Origin of the sequence: Phycicoccus sp. DTK01 (assembly GCF_017312765.1) — a bacterium.
Taxonomy (GTDB): Bacteria; Actinomycetota; Actinomycetes; order Actinomycetales; family Dermatophilaceae; genus Phycicoccus; species Phycicoccus jejuensis.
Genome location: NZ_BOPU01000003.1, coordinates 409,713 through 425,070 on the forward strand (window position 1 = coordinate 409,713; position 15,358 = coordinate 425,070).

At 74.6% G+C, this 15,358-nt stretch carries 15 protein-coding genes; 8 read left to right on the forward strand and 7 right to left on the reverse strand.

Annotation, left to right across the window (positions count from 1 at the left end; genetic code table 11):
- Positions 1-46: 46 nt before the first annotated feature.
- Genes dapB through J3473_RS09430 form a run of 3 tightly spaced genes read left to right on the forward strand, consistent with a single transcriptional unit; the run spans position 47 to position 2,713 of the window.
- Positions 47-793, forward strand: a complete 747-nt coding sequence (gene dapB, locus J3473_RS09420) for a 4-hydroxy-tetrahydrodipicolinate reductase (RefSeq protein WP_207022859.1) — start codon at positions 47-49, stop codon at positions 791-793.
- Entirely contained in the window at positions 790-2,028 is a 1,239-nt protein-coding gene (cobA, locus tag J3473_RS09425; RefSeq protein ID WP_207022860.1) for a uroporphyrinogen-III C-methyltransferase, read from the forward strand. Before dapB ends, cobA begins: the two co-directional genes overlap by 4 nt.
- Positions 2,021-2,713 carry a sirohydrochlorin chelatase gene (locus J3473_RS09430; protein ID WP_207022861.1) on the forward strand — a complete coding sequence of 231 codons (693 nt, stop codon included), beginning with the start codon at positions 2,021-2,023 and terminating at the stop codon, positions 2,711-2,713. The genes cobA and J3473_RS09430 overlap by 8 nt, the downstream gene beginning before the upstream one ends.
- 1 nt (position 2,714) lies before the next feature.
- Here the strand turns inward: J3473_RS09430 and J3473_RS09435 are convergent, their stop codons facing one another.
- The 4 genes from J3473_RS09435 to J3473_RS09450 are packed head-to-tail and all read right to left on the reverse strand — an operon-like array spanning position 2,715 to position 5,108.
- Positions 2,715-3,029: an AzlD domain-containing protein gene (locus J3473_RS09435; protein ID WP_207022862.1), complete on the reverse strand. Its 315-nt coding sequence runs from the start codon at positions 3,027-3,029 to the stop codon at positions 2,715-2,717.
- Positions 3,026-3,772, reverse strand: coding sequence for an AzlC family ABC transporter permease (locus tag J3473_RS09440; RefSeq protein WP_207022863.1), 747 nt, complete (start codon positions 3,770-3,772; stop codon positions 3,026-3,028). The genes J3473_RS09435 and J3473_RS09440 overlap by 4 nt, the downstream gene beginning before the upstream one ends.
- Positions 3,769-4,374 (reverse strand): GNAT family N-acetyltransferase, encoded by a 606-nt coding sequence (locus J3473_RS09445; protein ID WP_207022864.1) that lies wholly within the window; start codon positions 4,372-4,374, stop codon positions 3,769-3,771. Before J3473_RS09445 ends, J3473_RS09440 begins: the two co-directional genes overlap by 4 nt.
- Positions 4,375-4,376: 2 nt before the next feature.
- Positions 4,377-5,108 carry an enoyl-CoA hydratase-related protein gene (locus J3473_RS09450; RefSeq protein ID WP_207022865.1) on the reverse strand — a complete coding sequence of 244 codons (732 nt, stop codon included), beginning with the start codon at positions 5,106-5,108 and terminating at the stop codon, positions 4,377-4,379.
- A 62-nt stretch (positions 5,109-5,170) separates the two neighbouring features.
- On the opposite strand from J3473_RS09450, the gene J3473_RS09455 reads away from it, so the two are divergent.
- Positions 5,171-6,109 (forward strand): SMP-30/gluconolactonase/LRE family protein, encoded by a 939-nt coding sequence (locus J3473_RS09455; RefSeq protein WP_207022866.1) that lies wholly within the window; start codon positions 5,171-5,173, stop codon positions 6,107-6,109.
- Here J3473_RS09455 and J3473_RS09460 read toward each other — a convergent pair.
- The gene (locus J3473_RS09460) at positions 6,094-6,561 is read right to left on the reverse strand and encodes a dihydrofolate reductase (protein WP_207022867.1); all 468 of its coding nucleotides are present in this window, start codon (positions 6,559-6,561) and stop codon (positions 6,094-6,096) included. The two genes, J3473_RS09455 and J3473_RS09460, sit on opposite strands and share 16 nt — an antisense overlap.
- Positions 6,558-7,367, reverse strand: a complete 810-nt coding sequence (locus tag J3473_RS09465; RefSeq protein ID WP_030527336.1) for a thymidylate synthase — start codon at positions 7,365-7,367, stop codon at positions 6,558-6,560. The genes J3473_RS09460 and J3473_RS09465 overlap by 4 nt, the downstream gene beginning before the upstream one ends.
- Positions 7,368-7,401: 34 nt before the next feature.
- Here J3473_RS09465 and dapA point away from each other — a divergent pair, with 34 nt between their 5' ends.
- From dapA to J3473_RS09485, 4 genes are all read left to right on the forward strand, one after another.
- Positions 7,402-8,298: a 4-hydroxy-tetrahydrodipicolinate synthase gene (gene dapA, locus J3473_RS09470; protein ID WP_030527335.1), complete on the forward strand. Its 897-nt coding sequence runs from the start codon at positions 7,402-7,404 to the stop codon at positions 8,296-8,298.
- Positions 8,295-9,980: a ribonuclease J gene (locus J3473_RS09475; RefSeq protein ID WP_207022868.1), complete on the forward strand. Its 1,686-nt coding sequence runs from the start codon at positions 8,295-8,297 to the stop codon at positions 9,978-9,980. Before dapA ends, J3473_RS09475 begins: the two co-directional genes overlap by 4 nt.
- A 664-nt stretch (positions 9,981-10,644) precedes the next feature.
- Complete coding sequence (locus tag J3473_RS09480) at positions 10,645-13,389, forward strand: DNA translocase FtsK (protein WP_207022869.1); 2,745 nt, start codon at positions 10,645-10,647, stop codon at positions 13,387-13,389.
- A 34-nt stretch (positions 13,390-13,423) separates the two neighbouring features.
- Positions 13,424-14,125 carry a two pore domain potassium channel family protein gene (locus J3473_RS09485; protein ID WP_207022870.1) on the forward strand — a complete coding sequence of 234 codons (702 nt, stop codon included), beginning with the start codon at positions 13,424-13,426 and terminating at the stop codon, positions 14,123-14,125.
- A gap of 28 nt (positions 14,126-14,153) precedes the next feature.
- Here J3473_RS09485 and J3473_RS09490 read toward each other — a convergent pair whose 3' ends face one another.
- A complete protein-coding gene (locus J3473_RS09490) occupies positions 14,154-15,347 on the reverse strand; it encodes a dipeptidase (protein ID WP_207022871.1) in 1,194 nt (397 codons plus the stop codon).
- Positions 15,348-15,358: the final 11 nt, after the last annotated feature.

Sequence of the window (15,358 nt, forward strand, 5' to 3'; positions counted from 1 at the left end):
GGACGCCGAGCGGGCCGGCATCGACGCGCTGGCTAGGGTGGTCGGCATGAGCACGACACGCGTGGCGGTCATCGGTGCCGCGGGCCGGATGGGGTCCACGGTCTGTGCGGCGGTCGAGGGCGCCGACGACCTCGAGCTCGTCGGCCGCTTCGACGCCGGAGACGACCTCGGCGACCTCGGTGGGGCCGACGTCGTCGTCGAGTTCTCCGTGCCCGACGCCTCGCCCGCCAACGTCGCGCACTGCGTGGAGCGCGGCGTCCACGTCGTCGTCGGGACGACCGGGTGGAGCGAGGAGCGGCTCGCGACGCTGCGCGAGCAGCTGGGTGAGGACCCCGCCGTCGGCGTGCTCGTCGCCCCGAACTTCGCGATCGGCGCGGTGCTCCTCATGGAGCTCTCCCGTCGCGCCGCCCCGTTCTTCGAGTCCGTCGAGGTCGTCGAGCTGCACCACCCCGACAAGGTGGATGCGCCGTCCGGCACCGCCGCGCGCACCGCCGACCTCATCGGGGCCGCCCGCGACGAGGCCGGCTGCGACCCCGTCCCGGACGCCACGACCCACGACCCCGACGGCGCCCGCGGCGCCCGCGTGCACGGCGTCCCCGTCCACTCCGTGCGGCTGCGCGGGCTCGTGGCCCACCAGGAGGTCCTCCTCGGGGGCCCCGGCGAGATGCTCACGCTGCGGCACGACTCCTTCGACCGGGTCTCCTTCATGTCCGGCGTCCTCGCCGCCGTGCGGCAGGTCGGCGACCGCCCCGGACTCACGGTCGGGCTCGAGCACTACCTCGGCCTCGGGTGAGCACCCTCGTCGGGCTCGACCTCGCCGAACGGCGGGTCGTCGTCGTCGGCGCCGGCGCGGTCGGCGGGCGGCGGGTCCGCACCCTCGTCGAGGACGGGGCCCGGGTCGTCGTCGTCGACCCCGCGCCCTCCGAGGACGTCCGCCGGATGGCCTCGCACGGCGACGTCGAGCTCCGGCAGCGGCCGGTCGTCGAGCAGGACGTCGACGACGCGTGGTTCGTCGTTGCCGCCACCAGCGACCCGACGACCAACCGCGACGTCGTCGCGTGGTGCGAGGCCCGGCGCACGTGGTGCGTCGACGCCTCGGACGGCGCGGCGGGCAGCGCCCGGGTGGCCGCGCAGTCGACCCACGACGACCTGCGGATCGGGGTCGTGAGCACCGGCGCCCCCGACCCGCGCCGGACCGTCGCGGTCCGCGACGCCCTCGGCGCGCACGTGGAGTCCGGCCGCGTCGACCTGCGGCGGCACCGGTCGGGCACCGGCCGGGTCGTGCTCGTCGGCAGCGGCCCGGGGGCGCCCGGCCTCGTGACCACGGCCGGGCGCGAGGCGCTCGCGACGGCCGACGTCGTCGTCACCGACCGGCTCGGCGCGACGTGGCTGCTCGACCACCTGCCCGACGACGTCGAGGTCGTCAACGTCGGCAAGAGCCCGACCAACCACCCCGTGCCGCAGGCCGAGATCAACCGGCTGCTCGTCGAGCACGCGCTCGCGGGGCGGACGGTCGTGCGCTTCAAGGGCGGCGACCCGTACGTCTTCGGCCGTGGGGGCGAGGAGGTCCACGCCTGCCGCGCGGCGGGCGTCGAGGTCGACGTCGTCCCCGGCATCACCTCGGCGTTCTCGGTGCCGGCGCTCGCCGGCATCCCCGTGACGCAGCGCGGCGTCGCGACGTCGGTCCTGGTCACCTCCGGGCACGCCGGCGCCGACCCCGCGATGACCGGCGCGCTCGCCGCCGGGGCCACGGTCGTCCTCCTCATGGCCGTCTCGGCGCTGCCGGGCATCTGCGACGCCGCGCTGGCGCAGGGCGTGCCGGCCGACCTGCCGGTGGCCGCGGTCGAGCAGGGCTCGACCGCCCACGAGCGCGTGACCCGCGCGACGCTCGCCACGGCGGCCCGGGTGTTCGCGGAGGCCGGCGTTCGCCCGCCCGCCGTCGTCGTCATCGGCCGGGTCGCGGCCGAGGGCTTCCTCGACGACCCGGTCTGCGCGACCCCGCCCGGTTTCGCGTCGGACGATGGCTGAGCCGCCGGCCCTCGTCGTCTGCGGGCACGGCACCCGTGACGCGCGGGGTCGCGCGGTCGTCGCGGCAGCGGTCGAGGCGGTCGCGGCGCGGCTGCCGGGCATCGAGGTCCGCGAGGCGTACGTCGACGTGCACGGACCGGCCGTCGACGAGGTCGTGGCGTCCCTGCCGGCCCGACCCGACGGCTCGCGCGCCGGCGTGGTCGTCCCGCTGCTGCTCGCCGCCGGCTACCACGTGCGGGTCGACCTCGCCGAGGCCGTCGCCGAGCGGCCGGACGTCGTCGTCGCCCCCGCGCTCGGGCCGGACGACCGCCTCGTCGACCTCCTCGTCGAGCGGGTGGAGCAGGCCGGGGGAGCAGGCCCGCGGGACGCGGTCGTCCTCGCGCCGGCCGGGTCGAGCGACGAGCACGCGCAGGAGGCCTCGGCCGAGACGGCGCGCCGGCTCGGGGAGCGCCTGCGCCGCCCGGTGCGCCTCGGCTACGCGGCGGGCCCGCGGCCGCCGGCCGCCTGCGCGGTGACGGCGGCGCGCATCGACGGTGCCGAGCGCGTCGTGCTCGTCTCGTACCTCCTGGCGCCGGGGTTCTTCCAGCGCCGGCTCGAGGGGTGCGGCGCCGACGTCGTCACCGCCCCGCTGCTCCCGGACGACCGCGTGGTCGACGTCGTGCTCGAGCGCTACCGCACGGCCTGACTCAGCCCCAGCCGACGGCCCGCAGCAGCGCCGCGGTGGCGGCCGCGCCGGCGACGACGACGAGGAAGTTGGCGCGCACGAGGAGCAGGACGACGGCCACCGCGAGGGCCGCGGCGCGGGCGTCGAGGACGAGCGCCCCGGCGTCCCCGGCGACGGTCTGGACGGTGACGAGGGCGGCGAGCAGCGCGACGGGCAGCAGGGCGATGACGCGGGAACGACGCTCACCCTCGACCCAGTGGGCGGGCACGAGGTAGCCGGCGAGCTTGAGCGCGTAGGCCGCGGCGCAGGCGAGCAGCACGGTGGTCCAGGTCGTCACGGCAGCGGGTCCCGTCCGTCGAGCTCACCGGGGGCGGCCGTCGGCGACCCCTCGTGCCGTCCGCCGCGCCGCAGCCCCACGGCGAGGGCGGCGAGCACGGAGAGGATGACCGGCACGCCCGGCGGCAGGAGCGGGCTCGTGACGAGGGCGATGAACAGGGCGAGCACCGCGGTGGCCGCCGCGTCCCCGCTGCGCAGGCGCGGCCAGAGGAGCGCGGCGAAGGCTGCCGCCGCCGCGGCGTCGAGCCCGTAGGTGCGGGGGTCGCCGAGCGCGTTGCCGACGAGCGCGCCGACGAGGGTCATGAGGTTCCATCCGAGGAACACGGCGATGCCCGTGAGCCAGAACCCGATCCGCTGGGCCGGTCGCTCCGGCTGGGCCACCCCGACGGCGGTCGACTCGTCGATGGTCAGCTGGGCCGCCGCGAGCCGGCGCAGCCCGGCGACGCCGAGGAACCGGGAGGTCTGCAGGGCGTAGAGGCCGTTGCGGACGCCGAGCAGCGACGACGTCGCCACCGCGGCCACGCCGCTGCCCCCGGCGCCCAGGACCCCAACGACGGCGAACTGGGACCCGCCGCTGAACAGCAGGAGCGAGAGCGCCTGCGTCTGCCAGACGTCGAGGCCCGAGGCCACCGACAGCGCCCCGAACGAGACGCCGTAGAGGCCCGTGGCGCCGCCGACCGACAGGGCCTGGCGCCGCACCTCGCGCCGCCGCTCCGGGGGGAGCGGCGCCGCGGAGCCCGTCATCCCCCGTCCGGCTCGTCGAGCCGGGCCAGCACCCGCACCTCGCGCAGCGTGTCGCCGTCGGGCGAGACGACGCGGTCGCGGAAGGCGCCGTCGGGGCCCAGGCCCGAGCCCGCGAGGAAGGCGCGGGTCTCCTCGTCGTCGGCGAGCAGCCACGCGGTGACGGTGTCGGCCCCGGCCTGGCGCAGCTGGTCGACGGCGGCGTTGACCAGTCGCGAGCCGTGGCCCTGGCGGCGGGCGTCGGGGTGCACGGCGAGGAGCGTGACCTCGCCCCAGGCCCCCTCGGCGTCGGGGTCCTGCGACGGCCCCAGCGCGACGGCGCCGACGACCTGCGGGCCGGCGCACGCGACGAGCAGCCGGTGCACGCCCTCGGGCGGGGCGGTCAGGCCGGCCCGCCAGGCACGCGCGAAGGCGTCCGGCTCGAAGAGCGCGATGACGTCGTCGGGCAGCCGGCCGGCGTAGGTCGTGCGGAAGACGTCGGCCTGCACCCGGCCCACGGCCGGCGCGTCGTTGGCGCGGGCGACCCGGACGCTCGCGTCGGCCGTGGGGCCGGCGTCGGACCCGTGGTCGTGCGGGTGGTCGTGGGAGTGGTCGTGCGTCGTCATCGTCAGACCCCCCGGAAGACGGCCGGGCGGCGCTCGGCGAAGGCGGTCCGCCCCTCGACGAGGTCCTCGCTCGACCACGCGTGGGCGAACGCGGCCTCGTAGCGCCCGAGCCCGGCCTCGTCGTCGTGCCGGACCCCGAGGCCGACCTTGGAGCCGGCCTGGCTCAGCGGGGCGAGCGACGCGGCACGCGTCGCGAGGGCCAGGGCGTCGTCGAGGCCCCCGCGCTCCTGCGCGAACCCGAGGCGCCACGCGTCGTCGGCGTCGAGGACGGCGGCCGTGAGGACCAGGTGCCGCGCCGCGCCCTCGCCCCAGCACCGCGCGAGCCGGTCGAGGGTCCAGTGGTCGACCATGAGGCCGAGCTTGGCGACCGGGACGGCGAAGCGGGCCGAGTCGCCGACGACGCGCACGTCGCAGGCGAGCGCGAGCTGCATCCCGAGGCCCATGCACGAGCCGTCGACCGCGGCGACGGTGGGGACGGGGACGGCCGCGAGGTGCTGGAGGACCTCGGCGAGGCGCTGCGTGAAGGACACGTCCTCGAGGTCCGTGAGGTCGGCGCCGGCGCAGAAGTGGCCGCCGGCGCCGCTAAGGACGATCGCGCGCGCACCGGCGGCGAGCGCGGCGACGACCTCGTCGTGCAGCCGCTCGAGGGTGGCGAGGTCGAGGGCGTTGCGCCGGTGCTGGCGGTCGACCGTCAGGACGGCGACCCGGTCGGCGAGCGAGGCGTGGACGGTCACGGCCTCGACCCTACCGAGCGCCCCGGGTGACGCCCGGCCCGGCAGCCCCTACGCTCCCGGGCATGACGCTGCCGCTGACCGTCGTGCCGGTCCCGGGCCCCGGTGCGGAGGACGTGCTCGTCGGGGACGACGGGCGCGTCTGGACGGGGACAGCCGACGGCGTCGTCCACGTCCACGACCCCGCCGCCGGCTCGGTGACGCCCGTCGCGGTGACGGGTGGGCGACCCCTCGGCCTCGAGTGGCTGCCGGACGGCCGGGTGCTCGTCTGCGACGCCCACCGCGGCCTGCTCGCCCTCGACCCCGCGAGCGGCGACCTCGAGACGCTGCTCACCGAGGTCGACGGCGAGCACCTGCTCTTCACGAACAACGCCGCCGTCCAGCGCGACGGCACCATCTGGTTCACCGACTCGAGCCGGCGCTGGCAGGTCGAGGACTGGAAGAACGACCTCGTCGAGCACACGTGCACCGGGCGGCTGCTGCGCCGCACCCCGGACGGCGCCGTCACGACGGTCGTCGACGGGCTCGCCTTCGCCAACGGCGTCGCCCTCCTGCCCGACGAGCGGGCGGTGCTCGTCGCCGAGACCGGCACCTGCCGCATCCGCCGGGTCCCGCTGCACGGAGGGGAGCCCGGCGAGGTGACGACGTGGGTCGAGGACCTGCCCGGCCACCCGGACAACATCGCCCTCGGCTCCGACGGGCTGGTGTGGGTGACCGTCGCCTCGCCGACCGACCCCGTCCTCGGGGTGCTGCAGCGCAGCCCACGCGCGGTGCGCGGCCTCGTCCGCCGCCTCCCGGACCGCGTCAAGCCGGCGCCGCGCCGCACCGCGCGGGTCCTCGCCCTCGACGACACCGCGCGGGTCGTCCACGACCTGTCCTTCGACGCGACCCGCTGGCACGTCGCGACGGGTGTGCGCGAGCACGACGGCCGGGTGTGGCTCGGCAGCCTCGTCGAGCCGGCGATCGCCGTGGGGGAGGTCCCGGGCGGTCAGCGCCGCTCGTAGGTGACCCAGGCGCAGCGCTCGCCCGGCACGCGCTCGGTCTCGACCCAGGTGGCCGGGTCGACGGGTGGGAAGTGCGTGTCGCCCTCCGGCTCGAGGTCGACCTCGGTCACGAGGAGCCGGTGCGCGTGGGGCATCGCCTCGGCGTACACCTGCCCGCCGCCGGCGACGAAGACCTCGTCGGCCGGGCCGGCGAGCGCGAGCGCCTCGACGAGGGAGTGCACCGTCTCGACCTCGGCGTGCGCCCAGTCGGCCTGCCGGGTGATGACGATGTGGCGCCGGCCGGGCAGCACCCGCCCGATGGAGTCGAAGGTGCGCCGGCCCATGACGAGGGGATGGCCCATCGTCGTGCGCTTGAAGAACGCGAAGTCCTCCGGCAGGTGCCACGGCATCGACTGCCCCGCGCCGATGACGCCGTTGCGGGCGACGGCGGCGATGAGCGAGACGCGGGTCATACGGCGATCGGCGCCTTGATCGACGGGTGCGCCTCGTAGCCGACGAGCTCGAAGTCCTCGAGCTCGTAGGCGTCGATCGAGGGCCGGGGCGCGATGGTCATCGTCGGCAGGGGAAGCGGCTCCCGGGTCAGCTGGAGCGTGGCCTGCTCGAGGTGGTTGAGGTAGAGGTGCGCGTCGCCGAGGGTGTGGACGAAGTGGCCGGGCCGCAGGTCGGTCTGCTGCGCGACCATCATCGTCAGGAGGGCGTAGCTCGCGATGTTGAACGGGACGCCGAGGAAGACGTCGGCGCTGCGCTGGTAGAGCTGGCAGTCGAGGAACGCCGGCCCGCCGTCGGCGGCCGGGCGGACGTAGAACTGGAACATCGTGTGGCACGGCGGTAGGGCCATGTCGTCGACGTCGGCGACGTTCCACGCCGAGACGACGTGCCGCCGCGAGTCGGGGTTGGTCCGCAGCGCCTGCACGACCTTGGCGACCTGGTCGACGGTGCGCCCGTCCGGCGTCGGCCAGGAGCGCCACTGGTGCCCGTACACCGGCCCGAGGTCGCCGTGCTCGTCGGCCCACTCGTCCCAGATGGAGATGCCGCGCTCCTGCAGCCAGCGGACGTTGGTGTCGCCGCGCAGGAACCACAGGAGCTCGCCGATGATCGAGCGCAGGTGCAGCCGCTTCGTCGTGAGCACCGGGAAGCCCTCGGCGAGGTCGAAGCGCATCTGGTACCCGAAGACGCTCCGGGTGCCGGTGCCCGTACGGTCCGACTTCTCGACGCCGGTCGTCATCACGTGGTCGAGGAGGTCGAGGTACTGGCGCACGGTCCCAGCCTAGGGGCGCACTAGTCTGGCGTGCATGACCTCCTCCCCGTTCGGCCGCGTCCTCACCGCGATGGTCACGCCGATGACCCCCGACGGTGCGGTCGACGGCCCGGGGGTCGAGGCGGTCGTCGAGCACCTCCTGGCCACCGGCCACGACGGGCTCGTCGTCAACGGCACGACCGGCGAGGCCTCCACCCTGACCGACGACGAGAGCGTCGACGTCGTGCGCCGCGTCGTCGCGGCCGCGGCCGGGCGGGCCAAGGTCGTCGCGGGCTGCGGCTCCAACGACACCGCGCACGCCGTCGCGATGGCCCGGCGGATGGCCGACGCCGGCGCCGACGCCCTCCTGCTCGTCTCGCCGTACTACAACAAGCCCACCCAGGCCGGCCTCGTCGCGCACTGCCGCGCCGTCGCCGACGCCACCGAGCTGCCGGTCATGCTCTACGACATCCCCGGCCGCACCGCCGTCCCGTTCGCCACCGAGACCCTCGTGGCGCTCGCCGAGCACCCGCGGATCGTCGCCGTCAAGGACGCCAAGGGCGACCTCGCCGCCTCGACCCGCGTCATGGCGGCCACCGACCTGCTGTGGTTCAGCGGGGAGGACGCCCTCAACCTGCCGCTCCTCGCGATCGGCGCCGTCGGCGTCGTCTCCGTCGTCGGCCACGTCGCCGGTGCCCAGTACCGGGCGATCCTCGAGGCCGTCGACCGCGGCGACCTCGACGACGCGCGGCGCCTGCACCGGGGCCTGGTCCCCGTCGTCGACGCGATCATGTCGCCCTCGCAGGGCGCCATCATGGCCAAGGCCGCCCTCGTCGAGCTCGGGGTCATCGAGCACGCGAGCGTCCGCCTGCCCCTCGTCGAGTCCCCGCCCGAGCACCTCGAGGCGCTCCGGGCGGCGCTCGCCACCCTCCCCACCCCGAAGGACTCATGAGCCACCCGCACCCCGACCTCGACCTCCCCGCACCCCTCGCCCCCGGGGGCGTGCGTGTCATCCCGCTCGGCGGGCTCGGCGAGGTCGGCCGCAACATGACGGTCCTCGAGCACGAGGGCCAGCTGCTCGTCATCGACTGCGGCGTCCTCTTCCCGGACGACCACCACCCCGGCATCGACCTCATCCTCCCGGACTTCAGCGCGATCGAGGACCGCCTCGACGACGTCCAGGCGATCGTCCTCACGCACGGCCACGAGGACCACATCGGCGCCGTCCCCTACCTCCTGCGACGCAAGCCCGACATCCCGGTCGTCGGCTCGCAGCTGACCCTCGCCCTCATCGAGGCCAAGCTCAAGGAGCACCGGATCACGCCCTACACCCTCGGGGTCGCCGAGGGCGGGCGCGAGCGGCTCGGCGTCTTCGACTGCGAGTTCGTCGCGGTCAACCACTCCATCCCGGACGCCCTCGCCGTCTTCGTGCGCACCCCCGGCGGCACGATCCTCCACACCGGCGACTTCAAGATGGACCAGCTGCCGCTCGACGGCCGGCTCACCGACCTGCGCGCCTTCGCCCGCCTCGGGGAGGAGGGGGTCGACCTCTTCCTCACCGACAGCACGAACGCCGAGGTGCCGGGGTTCACGACGCCCGAGCGCGAGATCGCGCCGGCCATCGACAAGGTCTTCCGCCACGCGCAGCGCCGCATCATCGTCGCGTGCTTCTCCTCGCACGTGCACCGCGTGCAGCAGGTGCTCGACGCCGCCGACAAGGCCGGGCGCAAGGTCGCGATGATCGGCCGCTCGATGGTGCGCAACATGGGCATCGCCGCCGACCTCGGCTACCTCAAGGTCCCCGACGGCGTCCTCGTCGACCTCAAGCAGCTGAACGACCTGCCCGACGACAAGGTCGTCCTCGTGTGCACCGGCAGCCAGGGCGAGCCGATGGCGGCCCTGTCCCGGATGGCCAACCGCGACCACCGGATCGAGGTGGGGGAGGGCGACACCGTCCTGCTCGCGTCCTCGCTCATCCCCGGCAACGAGAACGCCGTCTACCGGGTCATCAACGGCCTGATGCGCCTCGGCGCGAACGTCGTGCACAAGGGCAACGCCAAGGTGCACGTCTCGGGTCACGCCAGCGCCGGCGAGCTCCTCTACTGCTACAACATCGTCAAGCCGCGCAACGTCATGCCGGTCCACGGCGAGTGGCGCCACCTCGTGGCCAACGCCGACCTCGCCGTCGCCACCGGCGTCCCGCGCCGCAACGTCGTCGTCGTCGAGGACGGCGTCGTCGTCGACCTCGTCGACGGCCGGGCGCGCGTCGCCGGGGCGGTCGAGTGCGGCTACGTCTACGTCGACGGCTCCTCGGTCGGGGAGGCCGACGAGACCCTGCTCAAGGACCGCCGCATCCTGCGCGACGAGGGCTTCATCTCCGTCGTCGTCGTCGTCGACTCGATGACCGGCAAGGTCGTCGCGGGCCCGGAGATCACCGCGCGCGGCTTCGTCGAGGACGACGTCGTGTTCGACGAGATCCGCCCGCGCATCGAGCAGGCGCTCGACGAGGCCACCGCCCAGGGCGTCACCGACTCCCACCAGCTCCAGCAGGTCGTGCGCCGCACGATCGGACCGTGGGTGGGGCGCAAGATCCGCCGGCGCCCGATGATCATCCCGACGGTCATCGAGGCCTGAGCCCGACCACGCGAGGGTCGTTGACCCTTCAACCGATTCCGCACTGAGCGTCCTCGCGCGGCTCCGGCGCGGATCGGCTGCTCGGCGAGCCCCCACCTACGGAATCAGTAGCCGCTGGGGCGCCGCGGCCACTCATCCGTTCAGATGAAGTTGGGAGAGAAATCGCCGAACCCGCCCCGGAAAGGTAAAGCCTCCGTAAAGTGGTTCCCATCGGACGACATCCGGTGGGCCTGCAGGGGCCGACCGCGACGGCGCCCGGCCCGGGCGCCGTCCGACAGGTGAGCGGATCGACAAAGTTCCTCGAACCTCTGGCGAACCGGGTAAAGAGTTCGTAAAGTACGGGTCAGTGACCAGTCAACTCCACACCGGTGGAGGAGGTGGGCACGACCGCCGGGGTGCAGGGCCCCGGTGACCACGACGCACGGCAGGACGTCGGGCCGGCTCCGCAGGGGGAGCCCACCGACGGGAACGGGCAGGCTCCGCAGGGGGCCGCACCGGTCCACCCGGCCGGCACGACTGTGCGGTGTCCCGCTCGGCGACAGGGGTCGAGCGGGGCACCGCACGTGCGTGTCGGCCGGGAACGCCGGCGGTCGGGCGGAAATCCGTGGCTCCCGTGCCGCGTGTGACACGTGAGTCGGCTGTGACGCTCGCGTAGCCTGCGACCATGGCGACACGTACGTCCCCCACCTCCCGCTCCCGGGGTGGCAGCACGCGCCCCGCGACGCGGAAGAAGGCGGCGAGCCCCCGGACGGCGGCCAAGCGACCCGCGCGCTCGGGCGGGCTGCCGCTGCCGCTGCGCGCCGCCCAGACCACGTGGATGGGCCTGGCCCACGCCACCGGCGCCGTCGCGCGCACGGTCGGTGACGCCGGGCGGGACCTCGAGCCGGAGCACCGCCGCGACGGCGTGGGCTTCCTGCTCGTCGCGCTGTCGGTCGTCGTCGCCGCCCGCGAGTGGTGGGGGATGCCGGGCGCCGTCGGCACGATCGTCCACGCCGTCGTCGCCGGGACCTTCGGCAAGGTCGGCTACGCCGTCCCGCTCGTGCTCCTCGCCTTCGGCATCCGGGTGCTGCGGGCGCCGCGCGAGGAGGAGTCGACCTCCCGCGCCGCCGTCGGCACCACCGCGCTCGCCTTCGCCGCCTGCGGCCTCGTCCACGTCTCCGCCGGCATCCCGACCCCGCCCGAGGGCGCCGACGGGATGCGCGCGGCCGGCGGCATCATCGGCTTCCTCGCCTCGAGCCCGCTCGAGGCGGCCGTGTCGGTCTACGGCACCGTCCCGCTGCTCCTCCTCCTCGGCCTGTTCTCCCTCCTCGTCCTCACCGCGACCCCGCTGCACCAGGTGCCCGAGCGCCTGCGCGGGGCGATGGACCGCCTGACCGGCCACCACCCCGACGCCGAGCCCGAGCCCGAGCCGGCCCCGAAGGCGACCCGCCGCCGCCGCACCGCCCGTGAGCTCGCCGACGCCGAGGCCTCCATGCACGGCGACGAGGCGTTCGAGCAGGCCGCGGTCGTCGACCCGCGCACCGGCAAGCGGCTGCGTCCCGGGCAGAAGCGCCCCGCGTCCGCCCCGGAGCCCGCCGCCGCGTCCTCGCCGTCGGCCCCGCCGGCCGCGGCGGAGGCGCTCGCCCGGCAGGTCCAGGCCAAGGCCCCGCTCGAGGCGCCGCCCACCGCGCAGCTGCCCCCGCGCGTCGAGCAGCTCTCGCTCGCCGGCGACATCACCTACACGCTGCCGGACTCGGGCGTCCTCGAGCCGGGCAGCCCGCACAAGGCGCGCAGCGCGGCCAACGACCGCGTCGTCGAGTCGCTGACGACCGTCCTCGACCAGTTCGACATCGACGCGCAGGTCACCGGCTTCACCCGTGGCCCGACCGTCACCCGCTACGAGGTCGAGCTCGGCCCGGGCATCAAGGTCGAGCGGGTCACGGCCCTCTCGAAGAACATCGCCTACGCCGTCGCCAGCGCCGACGTGCGCATCCTGTCCCCGATCCCCGGCAAGTCGGCGATCGGCATCGAGATCCCCAACACCGACCGCGAGAAGGTCAGCCTCGGCGACGTCCTGCGCAGCCAGGTCGCGCGCGGGTCCGAGCACCCGATGGTCATGGGCGTCGGCAAGGACGTCGAGGGCGGCTACGTCATCGCCAACCTCGCGAAGATGCCGCACCTGCTCGTCGCGGGCGCCACGGGCGCGGGCAAGTCGAGCTTCGTCAACTCGATGATCACCTCGATCCTCATGCGCTCGACCCCCGACGAGGTCCGGATGGTCCTCGTCGACCCCAAGCGCGTGGAGCTGACCGCCTACGAGGGCATCCCACACCTCATCACGCCGATCATCACCAACCCGAAGAAGGCCGCCGAGGCCCTCCAGTGGGTCGTGCGCGAGATGGACACTCGCTACGACGACCTCGCGGCGTTCGGGTTCAAGCACGTCGACGACTTCAACAAGGCGGTCCGTGCGGGCAAGGTCAAGCCGCTGCCGGGGTCGGAGCGGGTCATCACGCCCTACCCGTACCTGCTCGTCATCGTCGACGAGCTCGCCGACCTCATGATGGTCGCGCCGCGCGACGTCGAGGAGTCGATCGTCCGCATCACGCAGCTGGCGCGCGCGGCGGGCATCCACCTCGTCCTCGCGACCCAGCGCCCTTCGGTCGACGTCGTCACCGGCCTCATCAAGGCCAACGTCCCCTCGCGGATGGCCTTCGCGACCTCCTCGCTCGCCGACAGCCGCGTCGTCCTCGACCAGCCGGGCGCCGAGAAGCTCATCGGCCAGGGTGACGCGCTCTTCCTCCCGATGGGTGCGAGCAAGCCGATGCGCGTCCAGGGCGCGTGGGTCACCGAGTCCGAGATCCACGCCGTCGTCACGCACGTCACCGAGCAGCTCAAGCCCCGCTACCGCGACGACGTCGTCGTCGCCGCGCCGAAGAAGCAGGTCGACGACGACATCGGCGACGACCTCGACCTCCTGCTCCAGGCGACCGAGCTCGTCGTCACGACGCAGTTCGGCTCGACCTCGATGCTCCAGCGCAAGCTTCGCGTCGGGTTCGCCAAGGCCGGGCGCCTCATGGACCTCCTCGAGTCGCGCGGCGTCGTCGGGCCCTCGGAGGGCTCGAAGGCGCGTGACGTGCTCGTCAAGGCCGACGACCTGCCGACCACGCTCGCGCTGCTGCGCGGCGAGGACGTGCCGGACGCCGACGTGCCGTTCGACGGCGAGGCGATGGACGGGGACGCGCACACGCTGGCGTCCGCCGCGGCCGCCGGCCACGCCGTCCCCGAGGACGACACGGCGGAGGTGCCGGTCGTCCGGTACGGCGGCGACGCGGTGGCCGACGACCTCGACCGCTACCCGGCGGCCGTCGAGTACCACGACGGTGACGACGACGACGAGGACGCCTGGGAGCTGACGGGCCGCCGGTGACCGGCCGCGGTCGCCGCCCGGCTACCGTGCTCCCATGACCTCGACCTGGGAGGAGCTGCGGGAGCCGCCGTCGACGTGGGAGCGGTGGAAGGCGACGCTGCGCAAGCAGCCCTCGGCCGTGCTCCTCGCGGTGCAGGTCCTCGTCATCCTCCTGCTGCCCTTCCTCGAGGACACCGAGGGCGGGCGCGCCGTCATCTCGCTGCTCAGCCTCGCCGCGCTCGTCACCGCCGTCTTCACCGTGCGCAGCACGCCGGCGCTCACGTGGCTCTCGGCGACCCTCGCCCTGCCCGCGGCCGTGCTCGAGATCTGGAGCCTCGTCGACGACACCGGCTCCGTGCTGGTGTTCGCGCACTCGGTGCTCGCGCTCTTCTACTTCTACACGGCGTACGCGCTCATCTCGTACATGTTCGAGGACTCCTGGGTGACCAAGGACGAGCTCTTCGCCGTCGGCGCCGCCTTCACGGTGCTCGTCTTCGCGTTCGCCTACGTCTTCCTCGCGATCCAGGAGATCTGGCCCGGCTCGTTCATCGGGCACGCGGAGTCCGATCGCCGCACCTTCCTCGAGCTGATCTACCTCTCGGCGGCCCAGCTGACGAGCGTCGGCCTCTCCGACGTCGTCGCGGTCAAGCCCGAGGCCCGCGCCGTGAGCACCATCGAGCAGCTCGGCGGCGTGCTCTACGTCGCGATGGTCATCTCGCGGCTCGTCGCGCTGACGGTGATGCGCAACCGCCCCTGACCTGCCGCGTCCGGGGCGTCCCCGTCGCTCAGACGGGGAGCCCGTCGAGGTCCTCGATCCGCGCCAGGCCGGGACCGCGGGTCGCGGCGATCTCGTCGGCGCGCTCCTGCGCCTCGCCGAGGACGCGCAGGGCGTTGCCGCTCGTGAGGGCGCCGAGGTCGGCGTCGCTCCACCCGCGCTCGGCGAGGGCGGCGAGCAGCCGGGGATAGCCGCTGACGTCCTCGAGGCCCTCCGGCTGCACGTCGACGCCGTCGTAGTCGCCCCCGAGGCCGATGTGCTCGACGCCGGCGACCTCGCGCACGTGCTCGCAGTGCGCGACGACGTCGTCGACCGTGGCCGCGGGGGCCGGGTGGGTCCGGCGGCGGGCGGCGGTGAACGCGGTGTAGGCGACGAAGTCGGACGACGAGATGCCCTCGGCCGCTGCGGCATCGGCGGCCTCGAGGTCCCACTCGCGCACGGCGGGGGAGACGAACTTGGGCACGAACGTCACCATGCAGACGCCGCCGTTGCCGGGCAGGCGCTCGAGGACGTCGTCCGGGACGTTGCGGGGGTGGTCGCAGACGGCGAGCGCCGACGAGTGCGAGAAGACGACCGGCGCCTCGGTGACCTCCAGCGCGTCACGCATGGTGTCGGCGGAGACGTGGCTGAGGTCGACGAGCATCCCGAGCCGGTTCATCTCGCGGACGACCTCGCGGCCGAACGCCGAGAGACCGCCGAGCACCGGCTCGTCGGTGGCGGAGTCCGCCCACGGCACGTTGTCGTTGTGGGTGAGCGTCATGTACCGGACGCCGAGGGCGAAGAGCATCCGGAGGGTGCCGAGCGAGGAGTCGATGCTGTGCCCGCCCTCGGCGCCCATGAGGGAGGCGATGCGGCCGGTCGCGAGGGCCTGCTCCACATCGGCGCGGGTCGTCGCGAGGGCGAGGTCACCGGGGTGGCGCCGGACCATCTCGTGCACGGCGTCGACCTGCTCGAGCGTGGCCGCGACGGCGGCGTCGCCCTGGAGCTCGGCGGGGACGAAGACCGACCAGAACTGGGCGCCGACCCCGCCCTCGCGCAGCCGCGGGAGGTCGGTGTGGGTGGGGAGCCCGCCGGCCGCGAGGTCGAGGCGCTCCCAGTCGTAGCCGACCCGCTCGCGGGCCTCCCAGGGCAGGTCGTTGTGGCCGTCGAGGACCGGGTGGTCCGCGAGCAGCGCGGCGATGCGGGCCTGCGTGTGCTCGAGCATGCGCGCGACCC

Coding starts and splice junctions, on each gene's coding strand:
- J3473_RS09430 (WP_207022861.1), top strand. CDS start 2,021: ATGGCTGAGCCGCCGGCCCTCGTCGTCTGCGGGCACGGCACCCGTGAC.
- J3473_RS09490 (WP_207022871.1), bottom strand. CDS start 15,347: ATGCTCGAGCACACGCAGGCCCGCATCGCCGCGCTGCTCGCGGACCAC.
- J3473_RS09485 (WP_207022870.1), top strand. CDS start 13,424: ATGACCTCGACCTGGGAGGAGCTGCGGGAGCCGCCGTCGACGTGGGAG.
- J3473_RS09475 (WP_207022868.1), top strand. CDS start 8,295: ATGAGCCACCCGCACCCCGACCTCGACCTCCCCGCACCCCTCGCCCCC.
- dapB (WP_207022859.1), top strand. CDS start 47: ATGAGCACGACACGCGTGGCGGTCATCGGTGCCGCGGGCCGGATGGGG.
- J3473_RS09460 (WP_207022867.1), bottom strand. CDS start 6,561: ATGACCCGCGTCTCGCTCATCGCCGCCGTCGCCCGCAACGGCGTCATC.
- J3473_RS09440 (WP_207022863.1), bottom strand. CDS start 3,772: ATGACGGGCTCCGCGGCGCCGCTCCCCCCGGAGCGGCGGCGCGAGGTG.
- J3473_RS09455 (WP_207022866.1), top strand. CDS start 5,171: ATGACGCTGCCGCTGACCGTCGTGCCGGTCCCGGGCCCCGGTGCGGAG.
- J3473_RS09445 (WP_207022864.1), bottom strand. CDS start 4,374: ATGACGACGCACGACCACTCCCACGACCACCCGCACGACCACGGGTCC.
- dapA (WP_030527335.1), top strand. CDS start 7,402: ATGACCTCCTCCCCGTTCGGCCGCGTCCTCACCGCGATGGTCACGCCG.
- J3473_RS09480 (WP_207022869.1), top strand. CDS start 10,645: ATGGCGACACGTACGTCCCCCACCTCCCGCTCCCGGGGTGGCAGCACG.